Below are 23,817 nucleotides of genomic sequence, written 5' to 3'. Positions count from 1 at the left end.
GGGGGAAGGTACTTGGAACTTCGTTTTAGCACACGACAGACCGTATCTCTTATATGGTCTTACACTAAGAAATACGGAATTTTGCTTGTGTTTCTTCCTTTTTTAATGTTAGTTGATGTCATTTTTGAAGTAGGCGTTGCGAAAATCCAGGGATTATTTATCGACACGGCAACCAGCAGTACTAAAGAACACTTATTTTATCTTGTTCAAATTGTGGTCGCTTTATTAGTTGCAGGTATCCTGTTATTGGCTGTGCATCGTCATATTATTGTCAAAATTTTGGGCTATGTCCATCGTGATTTAACGTTGAAGTTGTTTGCAGTACTAAATCATATGCCTTATGAAGAAATAAAGAAATATCATTCTGGCGAGCTCACTTCACGTTTAAAAGAGGATATTGAACATGGTTCGCAAATTATTGAAGCTATAATTGAATTTATCACCGTGTTGTTGCTCATTATCTTATCTTTTGTTTACTTAATTAGGATTGATCTGGTATTGGCATTGTTGGGGGCAGTGGGTTCCCCGGTTCTTTTTCTGATTGGTCGTATATTTGATCGGAGGATTCGATATCAGGCTAGTCGTGTACAGGAAGATGAAACAAAGTTAAGAGAAACATCACAAGAATTTATTCAAGGTTTGCCAGTCATCAGAATGTATGGTGCAAAATCTCTTTACCTCAAACAGTTTATGGAACAAAGAGGAACACTTAACCAATCCCAAACGAAGCTTGCCATGTCCAACGCAATGAGTCGGATTTTTACGGAAAGAAGTTTTCAGCTCGTGTATGTAACCGCTCTGATCTTTATAGCTATTGCGGCTTCCAGAAATACGTTAACGCCAGGAGCCATAGTGACATTCAGCGTTCTATTTGAATTAGTGATATGGCCCGTAATCGGGTTGTCTGATCAGTATAGTCGTTTACAAGAAGGAGTAGGAGCCTTTCAACGCATTAATAAGTTTTTAAATACAAAAAGAAGCACAAATGAGAACGAAACCGTTCACTCGGATGATAGGAAACCAATTCATGAAGATACGATAATCTTTATGAGAGATGTCTCTTATCAGCCTCAAAATAGTGAACAAACGATTCTAGAACATATCAATTTTGAGTTGAAAAAAAGAGAAAAAGTTATTGTTATAGGAAGTAGCGGTTCGGGTAAATCGACATTTTCGAAAATATGCTCTGGACTTTACCAACCTACTAGTGGCGAATTCAGATCAGCAATCAATAAGTCCGTATACGTTAGTCAATCAATATTCTTGTTCACAGGTACAGTAGGCGAGAATATTAAATTAGCTATGGACGGGGCCACGGAACTGGATATTCGTCATGCAGCCTCTATGGCGGGAGTGAATGAAGATATTGAACGTTTGCCTCTGTCTTATGAAACTTTCTTAAGTGAGAAGGGAGACAATTTCTCTGGTGGGCAGAAACAGCGTTTAGGCTTGGCGAGGGCATTTATTCATCAGGATAGTCCATTGGTAATTATGGACGAACCCACATCGGCATTAGACTCAGGGAAAGAACAAATCATAATAGATGCCTTGGAGAATTTCTTGCAAAACAAAGCTGCAATACTGATTACCCATCGTTTGAATCTAATTCCTTTAGCAGATCGCATTATCGTCATGGAGGATGGCCGAATTTCTGAGGATGGGACTCACGACGAACTAATGAAGTTAAATGGAAAGTATCGAACACTCCATGATTTGCAATATAGTTTCGAAGATGTCACAAAGGAACGGGGATAAAAATAAAAAAAATGGAATTACCTATTAAACCATACAACGAATTATGGATAGATTGTGTTTCAAATAACATGTTAAGTGTTTTGAGCGCACATAACGAAGAATGGACCTATTTGCCTTGCTTTTCAAAAGCTTATTATGCCAAGCGAATGTTAATTCCAGAAGTAGCAAGTGAAGAAGACTTTAAGCTTTACATGCATGAAGGATGGCTTACATTGCAGGTACAGTATCTTTTGCCAGATCTCCAGGATTTTTTGAATTCAATGTGTTACAGGTGGACTCACAAATTGAAATATTCAATAAGATAAAACAAAAATTGAATCAAGGGTATTATATATCTATCGAGCTGGATCGTTTTTATTTTTCTGGCGGTATTGAGTATAACAAAAAACATTTAGTCCATCCTACTTTAATCTACGGATATGATGAAAAAGTAAATTCTTTTTGGTTATTGGAGGATTGCGTTCAACTTGGTCATTTACAAGAATATCATCTATCTTATTCTGATTTCGCGTTGTCTTACCAAGCTTTGGAGGCCGAACTTCAACTGAATGAGACAGTTTTTCATGCTTTTAAAATCAAACCATTCGAGCAATCGCAATTCTTGCTGAATAACATAGATGAATATGGTATTAATGCGATTGGTTGTTACGCAGATTACGCCGAAGATATCGTTTACGCTGCGCATCACAAAGAACATTTATATCATATTTGTAAAATGCCGTTTAATATGCAGAAAAGGAACTTGCTCTTAATTGAGTTATTGCATCGGTTTAATATTATTAATAACGAACAAAATAGTTTATTTAAAAAAAATACGAGGATCTTAAAACGCAGGGCTTTAATATGGAAGCCACTTGAAAATATCATTCAGTATATTGGAGAGGACCATCCAGAGGTCGCGTTTCTCAAAGCTTATGCTGATGCATTAAGTCAGCGTGTGAAGTCAATCACTTCACAAGGGTTAGATTGGGGATTGTGCATGGGGACATGCACGGCAATAACAATGCTTTTCAACGTGGCGAATCATTCGTACATTATGACTTCGAATGGGTAGCGACTGGATGGCGTGCATATGATCTTGCACAAGTACGTATTCGAAAGAGACAGGCAGAGGATAGGAAAGACGTGCTTTGGCAAAAATTATTGGAAGGCTATCGTTCAAAACGTCCGTTATCTGTTCGAGATGAAGAAGCGGTTGAGGTGTTCGTTTTGGTAAGACGTTTTTGGGTTATGTCTCTCGATGTCATGTTTATTCCAAGCGATACGGGAGCATTGGATTATGGGGAAGATTGGTTGAATGAGTTTATAGAAGAATTTAGAAATAATTTTATAGGTTCATCAATTTGTACTGACAATTTTTGATTTATAATAAATTGTAATTCATTAGTTATTATTAAAATAAATTGTTTTTGGTGCATGTTTGTTCAAACACCTGCAGTTTTGTACCGCTGGCGTTTCGTGAAGCTTACTGTTTTCGTTTCCGAGCACCCTTAGGTAAACCTGACGCTTCGCCTGACCGGTATGAGCAAAGCTGAACGGACATCATCTGGGGCGTCACTGGCAGATTGGTCCGCAAGAGGATTACAAGATTCCAGTAGCCTAGCTACAGGAAGAAGAGAATGAACTACTTTTGTTCGACGAAGAAGGCAGAATAAAAGAACGGGTACAATTCCTGCTTGATGCGTTATCCTGGGTTGTCGTGAAGTAGATCATGCATTGGACGTAGCCGTCGCACCGATTCAGCCATGCTTGGGAAAGATAATTGAATCGAGATTGAGTTGGAGCAGCCTTTTGTAGAAATGAGTCCTAATACAACCAATTCACATTAGCATGCCAGAGATAAATCATCAAGAGATGGATTAGGACTCGAAAATAGCATCATACAACGCAAAGATGTACCTTTTACCGCAGGCATATTACCTCATTTTCTTAGTCAAAATAATTCGGGTCATGAACCTTCGAATTCAGTTTTGTGCGTGATTTGGACTAAGAAAATGGGAAAACTGTGGTGAATAGATCAGTACAATGAGCAGAAATAACGTTTTTCACTTCATTTATTGTGTTCACTTACATATAGAACAATTGTTCATCCATGATCTATGAAGGGAGTAATGCCTCATGTAATTGGAATTCGAACAGGTAGTCGTGAGGTTTGCTTATAGAGGGGCAACTCCAAGATAAAGTTTATTCGCCATGTGGTAGATTCTAATTAATCATTCTAATCACTCTTGGATAAGGAGATGACCGATGTTAACGAGAGGAGAGCCAGAGCAGCAACAAGTGTTTACACGATTTCGGCTTTTACCAATACGAGCGAATCCAATCTGTATATCTATGAATCCTACAATGCGACTAATTACGGTTTGCTTAAAGGGCCTGCCTATACACCCCCGGCCAATCTGATCCGTGATCCCAGCATCATGAAGCATACGGATGGGCTGTATTATGTCGTTTATACCACGAACTGGTCAGGTAATACGATCGGCATCGCATCAAGCACAGATAAGGTGAATTGGACGTTTGTCCGCAATATTACCCTATCTGCACCCACCACGATTGCACATACCTGGGCACCGGAATGGTTCAAAGACAGCAACGGCAGTCTGAACATCATCGTGTCCATCTCCCCAGGCAATTATGAGAACTTCAAACCTTATGTTATCACAGCGACCAATGCAACGCTGTCTTCCACAACATGGTCTGCTGCCACAGAGCTTGCAGGCATTGCACCCAACTACATCGATACCTTCATCGTCAAGACAGGATCAACCTATCACGTATTCACCAAGAATGAAACCACCAAGTATATCGAATATGCTACAGCTACTTCCCTCACTGGACCTTAAACATTCAAAGGGACAGGGGATTGGGCAGGATGGGGTTCCTGGGTAGAGGGACCTGCGCTTGTCCAGCTGGATAACGGTTCTTGGCGAATCTATTTTGACGGATACTCTACACAAAAATATTATTACAGCGACTCTGCTGACGGGTTTCAGACCTGGAGTGCAAAGCAGGAGCTTGCCGGTCTGACCGGATTGGTTCGGCACATGACCGTGTTGAAAGAAACCGGGCAGCCTGGCGATATCCGCAAGCTGGAGTCCTATAATGTGCCAGGCAGCTATATTCGCCATTATAACTATGTGGCCCGAATCGATGCCAGTGTCAGTCCCGCAGAGGACGCACAGTTTCGCATCGTTCCCGGGCTGGAGAATGCCACAGGAATTTCGTTTGAGGCCATGAATTATCCAGGCTATTTCCTGCGCAATAATAATGGCAACATCACACTGGTGAATAATGACGGCAGTGCTACGTTTCAAAATGATGCCACGTTCAAACGTGTAAATGGACTTGCTAACGCCGCTTGGACATCGTACGCCTCGTTTAGTAACCCGAACCTGTATCTGAGGCATTACAATAATGTGCTGAAATTGGAAGCTGTCGTTACCGCACTCGATAAGTCAGACGCGACCTTCCGAGAGGTTGCACAGTAATCTTCTGGATTCTTCCATTGAAATTGAACTCATTTTATCTCAAGAAACTGAACTCATTTTACTTTAGAAGGAGTGAATCGAATGAAATGGTTGAAACGGTTGGGCACCCTGCTAATAGCAGGAAGTCTTATAACAGGGAGCTTGGGTACGGAAGAATCCGCCGCGGGTTCTTATACAGCCACGGCTGATCCCTCGAAGCAATATCAGACTATCGAAGGTTGGGGAACATCCCTTGCCTGGTGGGGCAAAGTGGTCGGAGAGTACTCCAACCGGGATGAGTATGTGGAAAAGATGTTTAGCCCAACAACCGGACTAGGTCTGAACGTCCTGCGTTACAACATTGGAGGTGGCGATAATCCTTCATCAAATGTGCTGGAATATCGCAAAGCCGTGCCGGGATATCAACCTTCCCCGGGCGTGTATGACTGGAATGAAGATGCCAATCAGAGGTATATGCTCCAAGCCGCCAAATCATATGGAGTCAACGTCTTTGAAGCCTTTGCGAACTCGGCACCCTATTGGATGACCATTAGCGGAAGTGTGTCCGGGGCCGCGAATGGTGGCAATAATCTCAAGCCGGATTATTATGATGATTTTGCTGATTATCTCACAGAGGTCGTGAAGCATTTCAGAGATAACTGGGGCATCACGTTTGACACAGTTACCCCGCTTAATGAACCGATCTCCACTTGGTGGAAGCTGGGCAATAATCAGGAGGGTATGCACTTTGATCGGGCAGATCAGAACACGATTCTGAGCCAGGTGCAATCTTCACTTACAGCAAAGGGATTGTCCACGAAGCTGAGCGCACCAGAAGAATACAGTCTGGATGACACAACCACTTCCTTCAACAGTTACAGCAGTGCAGTGAAGTCTGCGATCAGTCAAATTAACACACATACCTATGGCGGAAGCAATCGTGCATCATTGCGGAATACAGCAACTTCAGCGGGAAAACATCTCTGGACCTCAGAATATGGAGACGGGGATGCCAGCGGACTAACGATGTCACGCACGATCCTTAAGGATATACGCAACATGGGGGCGAGTGCGTGGGTCTACTGGCAGGCCGTAGATAGTGCGGATGGCTGGGGATTTTTCAAAAACGTACTGAATAACACGCAAACGACCAGTTACACTGTGAATCAGAAATATTATGTCATGGGCAACTACAGCAAGTTTATTCGTCCTGGTTACAAGATCATCGGCATGAGTGATGCCAATACGCTTGCTGCCTATGATGCTACTTCAGGTAAAGTGGTGCTGGTGACTACCAATTCGGATTCGAGTGATACAGCGGTGACGTATGATTTGAGTCAGTTTACAAGTGTTGGATCGTCTGCTCAAGTACACCGGACCTCCTCTACGGAGAAGTTGCAGCAGTTGACCAACATCAACATTCAGAATAAAAAGTTTACAGCGACCGCCAAAGCGGGCTCGGTTACGACCTATGTCATATCTGGCGCGACGTATAATGGCAGCACAGGATATGAATCCGGGGCGATCTATAAGCTGATCAATCGGAACAGTGGTCTCGCTTTGGATGTGAATGGGGCTTCTGCTGCCGGGGGTGCAACGATCATCCAGTGGAACGACAATGGCGCAGCAAACCAACAATGGAAGTTGGAGTCTGCGGGCAACAGTTATTATAAGATCCGTAACGTAGGCAGTGGTCTGCTGCTGGATGTGAATCAGAGCTCTACTCAAGGAGGAGCAGCCTTGATTCAGTGGCAGGATAACGGGGGCAACAATCAACAATGGTTACCGGTGGATGTCGGAGGATATCTTGTGCTCGTGAACCGCAATAGCGGCTTGACCGTTGATATCAACCAGAGCTCCACAACCGCTGGTGCCTCGACCATTCAATGGGCAGACAATGGTGGAGCCAATCAGCACTGGAGTTTGGTTAAAGTGAATTAAAAAGGAGAGTATTCATTGCGCGGACTGCTCTCGCTTTAGAATGATTTAAACGTTGCTAAGGTAAGGATACTCCTTTCTTGAAGTAGGGCGCGCTATGCCACACGGCACGGCTCAAGAAAGGAGTTCATCCTGATACACCAAATCGAGTTAGCTTACGTTCAGTACTAGTTCAGCCTTCTCCGGGGCTAGTGCTCTATTGAAAACGTGAAAGGGCAAATCGTCCAATATCCTGATCCGTATGCCCTGTTTGCACCAAGTCAGACAATATTTTGCCCACTGCACTTGCGAATTTGAAGCCATGACCGGAAAATCCACCTGCCAGCCATACATGATTATGGGCAGGGTGACGGTCGATAATAAAATCTTCATCCGGTGTGAACTCGTATTTGCATACCCCACCACGCTTCAGCTTTCCCGCTGCCAGAGGCATCCGAAGTTCAAGCAATCTCCGCAGATCACCCTCATCCGTCTTATCAGAGCCAAATGAAGCCAGTGTACCGCCTGGTGTCCACTCCTGCCCCGTATCGTGACGTCCAATCTTCAGACCCGACCCGCCAATGCTCGGAAATCCATAATATCCGCCTTCTTTTCCAGCCAGCGTGAAACCGGGAAAGTGATCCTCGGCGAACAATGCCTCCGGTGCATCGAACCATCCCACGGTTTTGCGTACAGCTCGAATGGGAAGGTTCACGAACGGTTTCAGCGTCTGAAACCATGCTCCGGCACTGAGAATGACCTGGTTCGCATAATACGTCTCGCCAGCAGATGTGATGACTCCAACAGAATCTGCGCTGCACTCGATATGTTCCACACGTGTGTGCGTTAAGAGAGTGGCACCCGATGCTTCGGCTGCCTGACGGAAGGCGAGCACGCAGCGTTCACTGAATAAATAACCTGCATCAGGCTCATACATTCCCTCGTAATGTTCAGGGACTTCAATGCCTGGCCAGCGTTTCATGATTTCGGCTGCGCGCAAGGTTTCATATCGAATCCCCGCATCGTCAGCATGGGTTAAACGATTATGAAAAGAATGGATGTCCGGGTCAACCATATTCAAGACGCCCGAAGGTACAAGCAATTTGGCCCCGGTAGTATCCTCCAGTTCTTCCCACAGTTCCTGCGCCAGAAGTGCCATCGCTATATAGTCAGGTCCCCCGCTGTACACGTGGCGGATAAGCCGTGGTTCTCCGTGATGGCTGCCCTCCGTATGCGGAGGATCAAAGGCATCAATCAGTAATGTTTTTAATCCACTGCGCGCAAGATAATAACCTGCACTCATGCCCATCGATCCGGCTCCAACGATAATGACATCATAGGAATGTGATATAACCATCCCTCCTTCCGCTTATTTTTCAGAGACCAATCTTATACAGGATAATCTAGTCTTCAAATCTACGGCAGTCAATAGAACAGGTTATAGAGAAAGCCGATACAACAATAGAAAATTTTGATTAAGGATAAAGTTGTATGTATACCAAAATAGTGGTAGAGTTTTGAACTAAACATTCCGACCTGATTAGTCGGCATTTCAGATCTCTGTATATTCAGATGAAGAACAAGGAAGGTGAAGTCAACGTCAACGAATCCAACACAAGTGTCTGGTTTTCCCAGTCAAACCTATGCCGAAATTGTACTTGAACCCGCCTATAACCAGGCCACACAGCATCTGCTGAACCCCATGATGGCCGTAAACAAAGCACATCTAATTATGCTCCGTGAACAACACATCATTCCGGAGCAAGAAGCGTGCCACATCGCTTCGGCTGTACAGAGTCTGGATGTGGATGGGCTCCGAACGAGCGAGTATTCCTCCCACGTTGAAGATTTGTTCTACCAAGTCGAAGTTGAACTAGAGAAGCTTGGCGGACCCTCTGTCGGGAATCTGCACTTAGCCAGAAGCCGAAACGATATGGGAATCGCCATGTATCGTATGGTGCTGAGGGAGAAGCTGAACTCAGCGATTTCCTCAGGGCTGTCATTACACCGAAGCCTAAGAGAATTTGCATTACGTCATATCGATACCCTCATGATTGCTCACACGCACACCCAACAAGCCCAGCCGACCACACTTGCCCATTACATCTGTGCCGTTAGCGATTCCCTTGAACGGGATCTCGATCGGTTGAAATCCGCCTATACAGGCTGCAATCGCAGCAGTCTTGGTGCGGCTGCTCTCACCACTTCTGGATTTCCGGTCTGTCGAGACCGAACCGCAGAATTGCTCGGCTTTGATGGCATTATTGAGAATGCCTATGATGCCGTCAGCGGTGCAGATTATGCAGGTGAAGCCGCCTCTGTAGCCCAACTGGCAGCTATCAATCTGGGACGTTTCGTTCAGGATCTGCTGTTATGGTGCACACAGGAATATGGTGCATTAATTGTAGCTGCCCCTTACGTTCAGATTAGTTCAATTATGCCGCAAAAACGGAATCCGGTATCGATTGAACACGCCCGTTCACTCCTTTCAAGTGCCAAAGGGGATGCAGCAACTGCTCTTAACATGATGCATAACACACCCTTTGGTGACATTGTAGATACCGAAGATGATATGCAGCCCTATGTATGGAGAAGTCTGAATACACTTGAATCCGTATATCGCTTGCTGTCCGAAGTGATGGATACCCTTAAGGTCAATGTGTCATTGCTGCGTGAACGGGCAGAGCGTAGTTTTGCCATGGTTACCGAACTTGCAGATACGCTGGTCCGCACAGAAGGATTATCGTTTCGACAAGCTCATTCCATCGTGAGCCGGATTGTAACACAGCTGACGGAATCTGGTATTTCTATTTCGGGATTGAACTGGGAGGTTGTGAACACAGCGGTACAGGAAATTGCCGCCAAGCCGCTTGCCCTAACCTATGAGCAATTAGAGGAAGCAATATCTCCCGAGCATTTTGTACACATTCGACATGTGCGTGGTGGACCCAATCCGGAAGAAGTGGCAAGAGCATTGGAGGCCCAAGCGCTCCGTCTCGGCACACAGGAACAATGGAGTCTCGATACCACTAATAAACTCCGTTCTGTAGATGCAAAACTGGATTTAATTTTAAACGGCTGGCTTAACAGAATCTAAATGGAAGGAGCAAAATCAATGTTCTCCAATCCCGACTTTCGAGTTTTTGACATCCATGCCCATCTGCCTTATAAACTTTTGCTTTCCTCATATAAAAACCATGAGTTGGTGACGCGATATGGCAAGGAACGCAGTGAGCGAATGAGACTAACCTGGGACTTCCCGGCGGTGGAGGAGCAGGGAGAGGAAGCTGCGCGGCCGTTAATCGAACGGTGGGTAGAGGAATTAGACAAATACAATATTGCTGGACTTAACTTTCTGACGGCTCTGGATAATGACAACTTGGCTGAACAAATATCCATATACCCGGATCGGTTTACCGGATTCGCCTATCATCCCATTGAAAATGAAGATGCATCCATCGAGCTGCGTAGGGCAGTTGATGAGCTCGGATTGCGAGGATATAAGTTGTTTGGTCCGCTCACCCAGATTCCCTTTGACTCTCCTTCGCTCGACCCGGTGTGGGCATTTCTTGCAGAGCGCCGCCTGCCTGTCCTGATTCATTTTGGCATGCTTGGTCATGCCGGAGGCATCGTTCATCATCCCAACATCAATCCGCTTGCCATATTTAATACGGCCCGTGCCTATCCGGATATTCCGTTCATCATCCCTCATTTTGGCGCAGGGTATTTCCAGGAGCTTCTGCATCTAAGTTGGAGTTGCCCTAATGTATACATCGACACCTCGGGTTCCAATCAGTGGGTACGTTGGATGCCCTATGAGCTGAACCTGGAGACGTTATTCCGCAAAACATACGAGCTGCTGGGTCCAGAGCGAATCATCTTTGGAACGGATGCGAGCGGATTTCCGCGTGGTTATCCCTATCGTTATTTACAGGATCAGGTGCGTGTATGCCGTGAACTTCGCTTCCCTGAAGCGGACATTGAACTCATCTTCGGAAATAACGCAAGACGTCTGTTGAAGCTGCCTGTTGGCAAAGCCGTCGGTTCCACCAACGCGTAAGCCAAGGAAATAGAGAACGTTATAACACTTTTGTTGCAAAAGAGGGGAGAGTGGCTTCACTTGACGAAATCCGGTTATTTTTCATTCAGGCCAAGCAAGACTCTGCAATTTTTGATTGCAGGTTTACTCTTATTGAGCATTACAGCTTGCTCAACCAAGCCATCCGAAGAGTCTGGTTCGGCAGGTGTAACAGCTTCGGGTGATCAGACGGAGCCCATCACGATTGAGTACTGGCAGTACGAATTTCCAGCCAAGGTTGAACTGATCAATGCCTTAATCCAGGAATTCGAGACGGAACATCCCAACATCAAAGTCAAACAAACCAATTTTCCGTACGACCAGTACAATCAAAAGGTAGCTACACTGGTTCCCGCTGGAAAAGGACCGGATGTCATCAATCTGTATTACGGCTGGTTGCCCAAATATGTGCAATCCGGTTATTTACAGCCGTTGCCGGAAAGCAGCTTTCCGGGCATCGCCGAGGCATTTTTCCCTTTTGTAGATACAGCCAAATTAAACGGAAGCTATTATGCTCTGCCTACAGGCGTGAGAACGCTGGGGTTGTTTTATAACAAGGACTTGTTCACCAAGGCTGGACTTGATCCGGACAAACCGCCTACGACTTGGGAAGAGCTTGTCTCGGATGCCAAGGCATTAACGGAAACGGACAAAAATGGGCAGTTGGTGACAGAGGGTTTCGCATGGGAACCAGGTTCCCAGCTTCATCACTGGTTCCGAGACGGATTGTTATATCAAGCGGGAGGCAAAGATACGAGCGAGGATCGTCGGAAAATCCTGTGGAAGGATACCCCTGCAGGGCTTGAAGCATTCAAGTATCTGGTTGATTTTGCAACCATGCATAAGGTAGGAATTAACGGCTTTTACACTGATGATGCCAATGCATTCAAAACGGGCCATGCCGCAATTAACGTCGATGGTTCATATCGATTGGGATCTATCAAAAAAGACGCTCCCGATTTGAATTTTGCTGTCGCACCGCTGCCGGGTTATAAAGGAAAATCCACACAGGCTTCATTCTGGGCTAATGCGATTCCAGCCAATGTTACCGGGGAGAAGCTTGAAGCAGCCACGGCATTTCTACAATTTTTGATCAGCAAGGGCGTCCAGGAACAGTGGGTGGAGAAGGTAGGCGAACTGCCTGCTCAGAAAGAAGTGGCTCTTCAGGATAAGTATGTGAATGACCCGCTGCTTGGCCCTTTTATCTCCCAACTGAACGATGCCAACGCCCATTTCTTCATTGATGAGACGCAGGAGCGTACGTTGTTTGTGAACGCTGTGGATGAGGTGATGCTTAATCATGTGCCGGAAGAGCAGGCTTTCAATGATCTGGTGACCAAAACCCAGAAGCTCTATGACGACTACTGGGCGAAACAGGATAAGAAAAAATAAGTTCTCATTCAAGGAGGCTGCGCAGCTATGAGGACTACCGGGGTGATCCCTTCGCGGCCGAAACGGCGTTTATGGTTCGGATCGGGAATTGGAAGACTCAATTACAGACATAAACAGCGGTTATTCATTTATGGCGGTTTGTTGATTCCGCTGATCTATTTTGTAGTCATCCGCATCTTACCGATTCTGTATTCCTTTAACGTAAGCTTTCGCGAATGGGGCATGCTGTCAACGGATAAACCCTTTGTGGGCTTTGATAATTATGCGACATTGCTAAGTGACCCTCTATTCCTCAAGTCGCTGGTGAACACAGGAATCTACGTCGTTGTTGGAGTGCCTGCACAGTTAATTGCCGGATTAATCGTGGCTCTTCTTCTCCAGCAAGTGGTGAAGCTGCGCGGATTGTTCAGGACGGCCTACTTTATCCCGTATGTAACCAGTGTAGTGGCGGTAAGCTGGATATTCCGGTGGCTGCTGATGAAGAACGGGATTGTAAATGCTCTATTTATAGAGTTGGGCCTTGGGCCGCAATCTTTCCTGTATTCGCCCACACAGGCCATCTTTTGGATTATTGCGGTGATGGTATGGCAAAATATCGGATTTCAGATGCTCATTTTCCTGGCGGGTCTGCAAAACATCCCCAAATTGTATTATGAGGCGGCTGCCATAGACGGAGCCACGGGTTGGCAGCGCTTTGTGCATATTACGATCCCTCTGTTAAACCCGGTCATGCTTCTATCTGTCGTCATGGCAAGCATCGGGTTTCTGCAATCCTTCACTCAGGTGCTGAATATGACTGGAGGCGGGCCGTTGGACTCCACCATATCTGTCGTGCTTCATATATACAATTTGGCTTTCAAGAGTTTTGATATGGGCCTGGCCTCGGCAGCCACCGTCATTCTGTTTGTCATCATATTCATGCTGACTCTGGTTCAGCTTAAAGTGCTTGGCAGTCGTTTTCAACAGGAGTAAAAGGAAGGAGGGTGCTTTACAAGCATGAGCAGATCTGCCGCATGGGCCGATACCCGAACAACACTCCGCTGGAAACGTTCCGGGTCACTGATCAGTTATGGTTTACTTACGCTCGGACTTGGGTTGATGGTGTTTCCGTTTCTATGGATGATATCGACGTCGTTCAAGACGCTGGATGAAATCTACTCTCTAAGCCTCATCCCTTCCAGAGTCACATGGGATAATTATGCGGCTATTTTTCAGGGAACTCCATTTCCCCGCTGGATGTTGAACAGTTTATATGTAGCCGTCATTGCCACCGTGAGCGTCTGCGTATTTGATTCCATTACGGGATACATTCTGGCCAAATTTACGTTTTGGGGGAAACAGGTTATTTTTGTGCTCATTCTAAGTACATTAATGGTGCCGACTGAAATGCTAATTATTCCATGGTATCTTGTATCCAGCAGTTTTAACGGCATGGATACGTACTGGGGAATTCTGTTTCCAGGTTTAATATCCGGGTTTGGCATTTTTCTAATGAAGCAATTCATGGAATCCCTTCCTTCCGAATTACTGGATGCGGCACGAATTGATGGCATGGGAGAATGGGGCATTTTCCTTCGGATAGCTGTTCCGCTGGTAAGGCCAGCGTTCGCCACCCTCTGCATTCTGACATTCTTGGGCAGTTGGAATGCATTCATCTGGCCGCTCATTATTACACAGAGTGAGGAGATGTTTACGATTCCGGTCGGGATGGCTTTCTTCTCCAGCGAGGCTAAGGACAGCAGCAACTGGGTGCAGATTATGACTGGAGCAACACTTTCGGTTCTGCCATTGATCTTTCTCTTTTTGTGCTTCCAGAAGCAGATCATTCGTGGCATTGCTACAACAGGTCTCAAATAGAATTAAAGCGACGGACATGTTTTATAGAAAAACAGAACCCTACAATACAATACAAAGCAAAACAAAACAGAGCCGGTTACCCCGTCATGAACTGCACCCCATTTGTTAGACACGACTAACAATGGAGGTGCAGTTTTTTTGCCTAAATTCAGTTTAGATGAGAAATTGAAAGCCATTCATAGATATCAGAATGGTACTGAAGGAGTCAAAAGTATTGCAAAATCATTACGGATAAATCATGAAACTTTACGTATGTGGATTAGGCAATACGAATATCACGGCGTCAAAGCTTTTGAAAAGAGCTATACAGCTTACACTAAGACATTTAAACTAGACGTACTCACCTATATAAACGAGAATGGGACGTCTCCAAATGAAGCTGCGGTCATTTTCAATATACCCTCTCCTAGGATTATTAGAAAATGGCGTATTCAATTCAATGAGGATGGAGTGGACGGCCTGAAATCAAAGAAAAAGGGGCGTCCACTCATGAAAAATACGAACAAAAATATGACGAAGAAGCTAGAACCTGGCGATGAATCAGTTGAAGTTCTACAAGCTGAATTAGAACGTTTGCGTATGGAAAACGCCTATTTAAAAAAGTTGAATGCCTTAGTTCAAAACAAGGAAAAATCACCAAACAAGACAAAGCGCAAGTAGTCTATGAATTAAGGCTTGAATTCCCGGTGGTTGCATTGCTAGCGTTCGCTGAAGTCCCACGTAGCACCTTCTATTACTGGGTGAAACAGTTTGACAAGCCCGATCTAGACGCAGACCTGAAACTCCTTATTCAATCCATTTACGAGGAACATCAGGGGCGTTATGGCTATCGTCGTATCCGTGATGAACTAGTTAATCGTGAACACCGAGTTAACCATAAAAAAGTACAGCGTATCATGAAAGAATTAGGCCTGAAATCAGTAGTGCGTATGAAAAAATATCGTTCCTATAAAGGAACAGTGGGTAACATTGCACCAAACGTACTGGATCGTAACTTTCAAGCAGAAAAACCAAATGAGAAATGGGTTACCGATATTACGGAATTTAAGTTGTTTGGAGAAAAGCTTTATTTATCACCTGTTCTGGACTTATTTAACGGTGAAATTATCACGTACACAGTAGGATCTCGCCCTACTTATTCATTAGTCTCCGACATGCTAAATAAAGCTTTTAAACGCTTATCCAACGAGGATGAGCTCCTCCTGCATTCGGATCAAGGCTGGCACTACCAGATGAAGCAGTATCAACATGCTTTGAAGGAACGGGCGATTATCCAGAGCATGTCACGCAAAGGAAATTGTTACGATAACGCAGTAATGGAGAACTTCTTTGGCATTATGAAGTCAGAATTTCTCTATCTTAATGAGTTTGAAAGTCTAGATGACTTCAAGCAAGAACTAGCACAATACATCGATTACTACAATCACAAACGCATTAAGTCAAAATTAAAAGGCATGAGCCCGGTACAATACCGAATTCATGCCATACAGGTTGCATAAAAATATTTGTCTAACTTTAAGGGGTCACTTCATCAAGGGGGCCGGCTTTGTTCTTTCATAAAAATAAAAAAGCCTTGTATGCAATGAAGCGGTGCATTTTCCATATGGAAATGGGTGATTCGTCCATGGAAGGCCGGACCGACCTTGGATATAATCGGAGACTAAAGCCGTAGCAACCAGGAGGAATACTTCATTGAAACAAGTGATGAGACATGACGGAACAGAACCGGAGGTAACTTTGCCGGGAACAACCTTTTACCGCATGCGTGCAGAACAGACCAAAAGAGAGTACGAGATCAGAGTTTGGGTGCCGGAGAGCGCCCCGCCAGCTTCCGGATATCCCGTGATCTATCTGCTGGATGCCAATGCGGTGTTTGGTACGATGGTTGAAGCCATGCGTGTACAGTCTTTGCGCCCGGAGAAGACCGGGGTTGTTCCGGCAGTTATTGTTGGCGTGGGGTATACAGCCCGGGAAGCCTTTCCACCGGACAGGCACTATGACTTTATGATGTTGGTTCCCGAAGAGGAATTACCCCGGAGACCGGATGGAGCAACTTGGCCGGAGCATGGCGGCGCTGAAGCATTCACCCAATTTATCGAGGAACAATTGAAGCCGGATATTGAACGACGCTATGCCATTGATAGGAGCAGACAATCCGTTGTGGGGCACTCGCTGGGCGGCTTATTTGTTTTGCAGTTGTTACTGGAACGTCCGGGAACATACCGAAATTACATTGCAGGTAGTCCGTCTCTTCATTGGAACTCGGCCTGGATCGCCCGGCAGCAAGAGACGTTTGCTTCCCGTATGCTGGATAATCGTATGAAAATTCACGTTTTACTTGCAGTAGGAGAACTGGAGGGGAGTCATCCCAGCGGGGTGATTGAACGTTCCCGAGTGTTTACCGAATGGTTGAACCATGCCGATGCTAGGGGAGTCCGCGCTGATTTTATCTGTTTTGAAGATGAAGGTCATATCTCGGTATTGCCTGTGTTGATCAACAGGGCACTGCGATTTGCATCCAGAGATTGAACGGGTTGAGTACCATCATGAAAGAACTAGTAGATGCGGGGGTCTCCGAAAATTTGATATACTGATGATAGTTATTGAGAATGGTTATCAAATGGAGGCCTATAAATAGATGATTTCCCCTAACTTATACCCTAATCAAGAGGTGGATTCCACGTATCCACTCGACAGATTGACTATAAAATTGCGTGACATGGAGAAAATGAAATCCACTTCGGACTGGAACATTCCCCAGCAGCATACCTCGTCTTATGTGCTTGTCATGGTCACAGGTGGTGAAGCCTTACTGACACTGGATCGGGGGTCTATCCATATCCATGCACAAGGCGTATATTCCTGTGTACCCGAATCCACTTTTGGACTGACCTCTTTCGGAGATGAAGGAGCCGAAGTAACGATCATGCGGTTTGACCTTTATCAAGAGCTGCATGATGATCCTGACACTTTGCATGTGGTTAAAGATACCCCGATGTTCAGATCTGGCAAGGAGCTGGCGGTGTCACCAACCGTTCAGCTCTCATTTATGTGCGAAGAAATACACAACCTGTGGCATAGTGGCAGGGCCATGGGACATTTTCAGGCACATGTGCAATTTCTCCAATTACTCGCAAGCCTTACAGAAGCATCACCTCCGCTCAAGGAAGATTCCCAGATGATGATCCAGCGTACCAAAGATTATATCGATGAGCATTCCAATGAGAATCTAACCGTGGAATATCTGGCAGGCATGGCCGGGCTGAGTCCGAAATATTATGTGGACCTGTTCAAGCGAAGATATGGAATGAGTACAACTGATTATATTTCTTCACTCCGCATTAACCGGGCAAAACAACTGATGGCCGGTACTGAAATGCGTCTGCGGGATATTGCTCATCAGGTTGGATATCACGACGAATTTTACTTCAGTCGCAAATTTAAAAAAGCCATGGGAATATCCCCTTCGGTATATATGAACAGCCGCCGCCGTAAAATTGCCGCCTATCACATTGCGATTACAGGACATTTGCTGGCCCTGAACATGATTCCCTATGCGGCACCGCTACACCCGAAATGGACATCGTATTATTATCGAATGTATGGCAAGGACATCCCTGTACATCTGAGTGCCTATCGGATTGACATGGAATGGCAATCCAAAATTCAGGCTCTGCAGGAGCATCAGCCTGACCTGATTATCAGTTACGACCACTTGCGACCTGAGGAGAAAGCACAGCTTGAAAGTATTGCGCCGGTTCATTACCTCACGGTCTCAGATCACAACTGGCGTTCACAGCTTCAGATTCTGGCTGAACAACTGGGGGCACAGCAGGATGCCAAGAGTTGGCTGGAAACTTATGATCATAAGGCGGACCAGGTCAAAACGATGATGCATCAAAAGCTTGGCAACGAGAAGGTAGTCGTTGTCCGTTTGTTAAAACATCAGTTCACACGTTATTGTTCACCATCCATGTTGGAAGTGTTATATGGAGATTTGGCAGTCAAACCAGCTCATGTCAGTGAGGAAGGGGAGATATATAACGAGCCGATTACGCTGGAACAACTGGATGAAATGCAGACGGATTGGATATTTCTGATGGTATGTCAGGAGAGTGAGACGTTATCCTTCTGGGAGGATGTGCAGAAAACCTCCTTGTGGCAAAATATAAAATCTGTTCAGAATAACCGGTTGTTCATCATCCCGGCTGATCCCTGGCTTGAGAACTCGCCCCTCGCCAACGAACGCATCCTGGACGATCTGATGGATCGCTATCGGTGAAAAATCCATAGAGATTCAGGACAGAGTCCATGGTTCTGTCGGTCAATCTTGTTTATCATTCAATAATGATTATTATTCTCAATTAGAATAATCGAAATTGAAGGGGGATCACCAGAGATGAAAAAGAAATTGGGGTTATGTTTGGTAATGATATGTATGCTCGCTGTATTGGGAGCGTGCGGCAATAAAGAGGACGCGTCAGGGACTGCGGAGAATTCGGCTTCGACTGGAACAACGGCGACGACCAATGAAACGGATACAGCTGAGGCAGCTGAAGGCACAAGAACTATTAAATACTTAGATCAGGAGTACACGGTTCCGACAGAGGTTAACCGTATTGTAATTACCGGTTCCATGGAAGCCATGGAGGATGCACTGGTTCTTGATGTACATCCGGTAGGGGCTATTACTTTTGGCGGCGAATTCCCGGAGATGTATGCTTCTATCACGGATCAAGCTGAGTCCATTGGGCAGAAGATTGAGCCTAACTTTGAGACCATTCTGTCCCTGAAACCGGATATTATCCTGGGTTCTACGAAGTTTAAACCTGAAGTGGCCGAGCAGTTAAGCAAAATTGCGCCATTTATTCAGGTGTCTCATATTGCTACGGATTGGGAGTCGAACCTTAATCTACTGGCTGAGCTGACAGGCAAGCAGGAACAGGCCAAACAGGAAATTGAACAGTATAAGGCTACTTTGACTACTGCCCAGGCTGAACTTGGGGACAAACTGGAAAACAAAAAGGTGTTGGCAGTACGTATCCGTAACGGACAAATGTATGTGTATCCTGAGTCTGTCTTTGTGAATCCGATTCTGTATGGAGACCTTGGATTCCAGGTTCCGACCGAGATTCAGGCAGCCAAAGCGCAGGAAGCACTTTCGGTGGAGAAATTTGCAGAGATGAACCCTGATTATGTTTTTGTACAATTTGAGACATCTGAGAACTCCGACACCCCGAATGCCCTGACAGATCTACAGAACAACCCGATTATCCAGAAGACAACTGCGCTGAAGGAAAATCATGCTTTTGTTAATGTCATTGATCCATTGGCTGAAGGTGGTCCGGCCTGGAGTCGTATTGAATTCCTGAAAGCAGCAGTTGAGCAGTTATCCAAATAATTAGAGCAAGGCGTGTATACTCCTATGCAAAAAAGAAGATTGAATCCGGTGGTGCTGTTCGCAGCAGCACCTCTGTTCATTGCAGTTACCATTCTTGCGTCCGTCATGTACGGAGCCAAGAGCATTGACGTTTCAACCATAACGGCAGCCATTTTCCATTTTGATACAGACAGCATCGATCACCAGATCATCGTGTCATCCCGGCTCCCGCGTGTTATTGGTGCTCTATTGATCGGGGCTTTTCTGGCGGTGTCAGGTGCGCTCATGCAGGGGATGACAAGAAACTATCTTGCATCCCCTTCCATTATGGGGGTATCCGATGGATCGGTAGTGGTCATCACCTTATGTATGGTATTTATGCCGAATACGTCATCTCTTGGTCTGATATTTTACTCTTTGGCGGGATCGGCACTTGGAGCAGGACTGGTATTTTTCATAGCCTGGTTACTACCGGGCGGCATGTCGCCTGTTCGACTTGCCATTTTGGGCACGATTATTGGTACATTCCTCGGTGGTGTATCTCAGGCCGTGGCTACCTATTATCAGGTGTCTCAAACGATCAGTTTCTGGTATAACGCCAGATTGCATCAGATGGACCCGGGCATGATCAAGCTGATTATTCCATTTGCTGTGGTGGGACTGGCGTTAGCCATCATCCTCTCCAAGTCTATTACCATTCTGTCGATGGGCGATGATGTGGCAACAAGCCTGGGGCAGCGTACCGGATGGGTTAAGGCTTTATCGATACTGAGTGTAGTTATCCTGACTGGAATATCTGTGGCTTTGGCGGGCAAAATCGCTTTTGTCGGTTTGTTGGTTCCGCATATTACCCGATTTCTCTTCGGGGTAGATTACCGCTGGATTATTCCGTGCTCCGCTCTGCTGGGCGGATTCTTTTTGGCCTGGTGTGACATCTTGAGTCGTTTCATTAACTCTCCGTTTGAAACACCAATTGGAGTCGTCACCGCATTATTTGGCGTTCCCTTCTTCCTTTATCTGATCAAAACCAAAGGAGGGGGAAAACATGCCTGAACCGCAGCGGGGAAGATTATGGGCCGTCATTTTCATAAGTTCAATAATCATTGCAGCAGCCGTTTATATCAGTTTGACTAACGGTGCGTTTGACATATCGGTGATGGATGTGGTCAAAACGTTATTACGGCTGGACCCTGTCCATGAGCATGATCTGGTCATTTTTGATTTCAGGCTACCGCGAATTGTCATTGCATTACTGCTTGGCCTGGGACTCGGGATTGCCGGAGCTGTAATTCAGGGTATTGCGCGCAATCCGCTTGCTGACCCCGGCATGCTTGGTATTAACGCAGGTGCTGGAACAGCAATGGTGCTCTTTATGCTTCTGTTTCACGGGTCCATAACGGGTACAGGATGGTTGTCCGTTATGGCGATGCCGCTGTTTGGCCTGGTGGGTGGATTAACCGCAGTTATTCTCATCTTGTGGTTTGCTCAGGAGCGCGGACAGTTGGATTCCCAAAGGCTCATTCTGGTCGGGATTGCCATCGGTTCAGGTTTTAGTGCAATTACGCTTTATCTTTCCCTAAAGATGAACCCGTCCGATTTTGAGATGGCTACCGTCTGGCTGACAGGCAGCATTTATAATGCCAACTGGCGATACATATCGGCGATGATTCCATGGCTGGTCCTGCTGATTCCATTGCTTTGGGCTAAATCCCGTGTGCTGGATGTCATGCAGCTGCAGGAGGCCAGCAGCATGGGACTCGGTGTAGATGTTCATCGGGAGAGAAAAATATTGTTACTGGGCAGTGTTGGACTCGTCAGTGCCTGTGTTGCCGTTTCCGGGAGTATCGGATTTGTTGGGTTAATCGCTCCTCATATTGCACGGCGGCTGGTGGGGCTTCACCATAAACGGGTCATTCCAATATCCGGTTTGGTCGGCATGGCGATGGTTGTTGTAGGTGATTTGATCGGCAAAACGGTATTTGCCCCGGCAGAACTGCCTGTGGGCATCGTCATCTCCATTATTGGCGTTCCTTATTTCATCTTTTTACTGCTTAAAAACAGGATGTAACAAGCCAGATTTGAAACAGGAGGGAAGGGTTCCATACATGAGTAAATGGGTACAAGAGTCGGTTAATGGCTGGACGCTCCATCTGCTGCTTCCGCCATCTTACACAAAGGGAGATCGTCATTACCCGGTCGTTTATATTCAGGATGGAGGTGCGGTAGCCAAAGCCTGTAGCAATCTGCTGGATCATTCTTTTCGCTCCGGAAAACTGCCTGAATTGATTTTGGTTGGTATTGAACCTCACAATCGCAACGATGACTACACGCCATGGCCTGTACCAGCGCTGCATGCATCCTTTTCGGCCTTTGGCGGTCAGGGAAGCATATATCTGAAGGCGATCACTGAGCAGCTGAAACCGTATGTGGACTCGTCTTACCGTACTCTTGCAGATTCAGAGAATACAGGTATACTTGGCTGTTCGCTCGGTGGGCTGATCTCTCTGTTTGCGGCGATGGAATTCCCTCATATCTTTGGAAAGGTTGGGGCGTTATCGGCCTCTATGTGGTATGAAGGTTTCCTCGATTATATGAGTGACTATTCCTGGGCTGAACGCCACGGGTTGAAGCTGTATATGTATGTTGGGAGTCTGGAAGGTGTGTACAAGGTTAATGCCCAAGCACAAATGTTGGAAAATACACGTTCTGCGTGTCGCATGATTTTGGCCCAGGGTTATCCTGCCGAGCGGCTGAATTACGTGGAGGAAGAGGGCGGGACACATGATCTTTTGTTTTTTGCCAAGCATCTGCCCGAAGCATTATCCTGGTTGTATCAGTGAGCATATAGCTTAGGAAGCCCTCATTCTGTTTGGATATCGTCACACCTCAGCTTGTCCTTCCGAATTCGCCCATGCTATATTGGGGAGATGTGAGGAGATGAGGATATGAAGCTGGTGTCCTGGAATGTGAATGGATTGCGGGCATGTGTTACCAAAGGATTCATGGATTATTATAACGAGAGTCAGGCCGATATTTTCTGTGTGCAGGAGACCAAGCTGCAGGCAGGACAGATCGAAATGGATCTGGGTGAAGACGTATATCAATACTGGAATTATGCTGTCAAAAAAGGATACTCCGGCACAGCCATATTTACCCGGATCAAGCCGCTATCTGTCTGGTACGGGATAGAGGAAGATAGTGAACCGGAAGGCCGAATGATTACGCTGGAGTTTGATCATTTTTATCTAATCAACGTATATACCCCCAATGCGAAGCGGGATCTGACCAGACTTCCTTACCGTTTGGAATGGGAGGATCGGTTCAGAGGGTACGTGCTGCAATTGGAGCAGACCAAGCCGGTTATCGTATGTGGTGACCTGAATGTAGCCCATCAGGAGATCGACCTGAAGAATCCGAAGCCGAATCTGGGCAACTCGGGATTCACGCTGGAAGAGCGAGGCAAAATGACCGATCTGCTGGCTGCCGGATATGTGGATAGCTTCCGTCATCTGTACCCGGATCGCACGGATGTGTTCAGTTGGTGGTCGTACATGCCCAAGGTAAGAGAGCGTAATGTTGGATGGCGGATCGATTATTTTCTTGTGTCCAATCAGCTGGCTCCGAAGGTGTCAGAGGCGCATATTGATTGCCATGTCATGGGCAGTGATCATTGCCCGGTGGGTCTCACGTTGCAATTGTAGATTGCAGAGGGTTTATTTGGCTTTTTACAAAATGAATATCATCCAAACCGCAGGTTTCCGTTATCGGGAATTTGCGGTTATTTTACGTTGTCTATATGATTATCTTCCCTTTGGTACAGGTCTCAATCGTATTTTTCATACTGCGGGTAGGGGTGGAACTAGACTTAGGTTGGGGAAAGAACTGGACCCGGGATCGTTCCGTTTCCATCCGTACTTGGGTAAGATTGAAGAATACATATAGAAGAAGAGCCGGGTAAGGGGTAGAGA

At 45.9% G+C, this 23,817-nt stretch carries 22 protein-coding genes; 21 read left to right on the top strand and 1 reads right to left on the bottom strand.

All coding sequences use genetic code 11. The features are described 5' to 3' along the window. Nucleotides 1-12: 12 nt before the first annotated feature. From PTQ21_RS28955 to PTQ21_RS28930, 7 genes are all read left to right on the top strand, one after another. Nucleotides 13-1,755, top strand: a complete 1,743-nt coding sequence (locus PTQ21_RS28955; RefSeq protein ID WP_274568056.1) for an ABC transporter ATP-binding protein — start codon at nucleotides 13-15, stop codon at nucleotides 1,753-1,755. A gap of 202 nt (nucleotides 1,756-1,957) precedes the next feature. Next, nucleotides 1,958-2,809, top strand: coding sequence for a hypothetical protein (locus tag PTQ21_RS28950; RefSeq protein ID WP_274568055.1), 852 nt, complete (start codon nucleotides 1,958-1,960; stop codon nucleotides 2,807-2,809). A 71-nt stretch (nucleotides 2,810-2,880) separates the two neighbouring features. Next, a complete protein-coding gene (locus PTQ21_RS28945; RefSeq protein ID WP_274568054.1) occupies nucleotides 2,881-3,117 on the top strand; it encodes a hypothetical protein in 237 nt (78 codons plus the stop codon). A gap of 169 nt (nucleotides 3,118-3,286) precedes the next feature. Beyond that, nucleotides 3,287-3,358: a hypothetical protein gene (locus tag PTQ21_RS31425; RefSeq protein ID WP_338020328.1), complete on the top strand. Its 72-nt coding sequence runs from the start codon at nucleotides 3,287-3,289 to the stop codon at nucleotides 3,356-3,358. 637 nt (nucleotides 3,359-3,995) lie between these two features. Further along, nucleotides 3,996-4,601, top strand: coding sequence for a family 43 glycosylhydrolase (locus PTQ21_RS28940; protein ID WP_274568053.1), 606 nt, complete (start codon nucleotides 3,996-3,998; stop codon nucleotides 4,599-4,601). Nucleotides 4,602-4,802: 201 nt separating this feature from the next. Next, the gene (locus tag PTQ21_RS28935) at nucleotides 4,803-5,246 is read left to right on the top strand and encodes an AbfB domain-containing protein (protein WP_274568052.1); all 444 of its coding nucleotides are present in this window, start codon (nucleotides 4,803-4,805) and stop codon (nucleotides 5,244-5,246) included. A gap of 81 nt (nucleotides 5,247-5,327) precedes the next feature. Next, nucleotides 5,328-7,166, top strand: a complete 1,839-nt coding sequence (locus PTQ21_RS28930; RefSeq protein ID WP_274568051.1) for an RICIN domain-containing protein — start codon at nucleotides 5,328-5,330, stop codon at nucleotides 7,164-7,166. 193 nt (nucleotides 7,167-7,359) lie between these two features. Here the strand turns inward: PTQ21_RS28930 and solA are convergent, their stop codons facing one another. Beyond that, a complete protein-coding gene (gene solA, locus PTQ21_RS28925; RefSeq protein WP_274568050.1) occupies nucleotides 7,360-8,499 on the bottom strand; it encodes an N-methyl-L-tryptophan oxidase in 1,140 nt (379 codons plus the stop codon). A gap of 231 nt (nucleotides 8,500-8,730) precedes the next feature. Between solA and argH the strand changes: the two genes are divergently transcribed. The 14 genes from argH to PTQ21_RS28855 all read left to right on the top strand — a co-directional run bounded on the left by argH (nucleotide 8,731) and on the right by PTQ21_RS28855 (nucleotide 23,791). Further along, a complete protein-coding gene (gene argH, locus PTQ21_RS28920; RefSeq protein WP_274568049.1) occupies nucleotides 8,731-10,239 on the top strand; it encodes an argininosuccinate lyase in 1,509 nt (502 codons plus the stop codon). A gap of 18 nt (nucleotides 10,240-10,257) precedes the next feature. Next, entirely contained in the window at nucleotides 10,258-11,202 is a 945-nt protein-coding gene (locus tag PTQ21_RS28915) for an amidohydrolase family protein (RefSeq protein WP_063565353.1), read from the top strand. 60 nt (nucleotides 11,203-11,262) lie between these two features. Next, complete coding sequence (locus PTQ21_RS28910) at nucleotides 11,263-12,612, top strand: sugar ABC transporter substrate-binding protein (protein ID WP_274568048.1); 1,350 nt, start codon at nucleotides 11,263-11,265, stop codon at nucleotides 12,610-12,612. 27 nt (nucleotides 12,613-12,639) lie between these two features. Beyond that, nucleotides 12,640-13,584, top strand: coding sequence for a carbohydrate ABC transporter permease (locus PTQ21_RS28905; RefSeq protein WP_274568047.1), 945 nt, complete (start codon nucleotides 12,640-12,642; stop codon nucleotides 13,582-13,584). Between the two features lie 24 nt (nucleotides 13,585-13,608). Next, on the top strand, nucleotides 13,609-14,469 hold the full coding sequence (locus PTQ21_RS28900) for a carbohydrate ABC transporter permease (protein WP_274568046.1): 861 nt from the start codon (nucleotides 13,609-13,611) through the stop codon (nucleotides 14,467-14,469). 138 nt (nucleotides 14,470-14,607) lie between these two features. Further along, a protein-coding gene (locus tag PTQ21_RS28895) for an IS3 family transposase (protein ID WP_274568045.1) occupies nucleotides 14,608-15,968 on the top strand; the annotation gives its coding sequence in 2 pieces (ribosomal slippage) (nucleotides 14,608-15,064 and nucleotides 15,064-15,968; 1,362 coding nt in all). A gap of 205 nt (nucleotides 15,969-16,173) precedes the next feature. After that, the gene (locus tag PTQ21_RS28890) at nucleotides 16,174-16,998 is read left to right on the top strand and encodes an alpha/beta hydrolase (protein WP_090953872.1); all 825 of its coding nucleotides are present in this window, start codon (nucleotides 16,174-16,176) and stop codon (nucleotides 16,996-16,998) included. A 109-nt stretch (nucleotides 16,999-17,107) separates the two neighbouring features. Next, on the top strand, nucleotides 17,108-18,751 hold the full coding sequence (locus PTQ21_RS28885) for an AraC family transcriptional regulator (RefSeq protein ID WP_274568044.1): 1,644 nt from the start codon (nucleotides 17,108-17,110) through the stop codon (nucleotides 18,749-18,751). Between the two features lie 117 nt (nucleotides 18,752-18,868). Then, entirely contained in the window at nucleotides 18,869-19,870 is a 1,002-nt protein-coding gene (locus tag PTQ21_RS28880) for an ABC transporter substrate-binding protein (RefSeq protein ID WP_274568043.1), read from the top strand. Between the two features lie 105 nt (nucleotides 19,871-19,975). After that, nucleotides 19,976-20,902, top strand: a complete 927-nt coding sequence (locus tag PTQ21_RS28875) for a FecCD family ABC transporter permease (protein WP_420800386.1) — start codon at nucleotides 19,976-19,978, stop codon at nucleotides 20,900-20,902. Further along, nucleotides 20,895-21,917, top strand: a complete 1,023-nt coding sequence (locus tag PTQ21_RS28870) for a FecCD family ABC transporter permease (protein WP_064636055.1) — start codon at nucleotides 20,895-20,897, stop codon at nucleotides 21,915-21,917. Before PTQ21_RS28875 ends, PTQ21_RS28870 begins: the two co-directional genes overlap by 8 nt. 37 nt (nucleotides 21,918-21,954) lie before the next feature. Further along, nucleotides 21,955-22,689: an alpha/beta hydrolase gene (locus PTQ21_RS28865; RefSeq protein ID WP_274568042.1), complete on the top strand. Its 735-nt coding sequence runs from the start codon at nucleotides 21,955-21,957 to the stop codon at nucleotides 22,687-22,689. Between the two features lie 105 nt (nucleotides 22,690-22,794). Beyond that, the gene (locus PTQ21_RS28860) at nucleotides 22,795-23,550 is read left to right on the top strand and encodes an exodeoxyribonuclease III (protein WP_063565361.1); all 756 of its coding nucleotides are present in this window, start codon (nucleotides 22,795-22,797) and stop codon (nucleotides 23,548-23,550) included. Between the two features lie 31 nt (nucleotides 23,551-23,581). Next, nucleotides 23,582-23,791 carry a hypothetical protein gene (locus PTQ21_RS28855; RefSeq protein WP_274568041.1) on the top strand — a complete coding sequence of 70 codons (210 nt, stop codon included), beginning with the start codon at nucleotides 23,582-23,584 and terminating at the stop codon, nucleotides 23,789-23,791. Nucleotides 23,792-23,817: the final 26 nt, after the last annotated feature.

This window comes from Paenibacillus marchantiae (assembly GCF_028771845.1).
GTDB lineage: Bacteria > Bacillota > Bacilli > Paenibacillales > Paenibacillaceae > Paenibacillus > Paenibacillus marchantiae.
The sequence above is the reverse complement of the archived record's forward strand: the minus strand, read 5'-3'. Positions and strand labels throughout refer to the sequence as shown.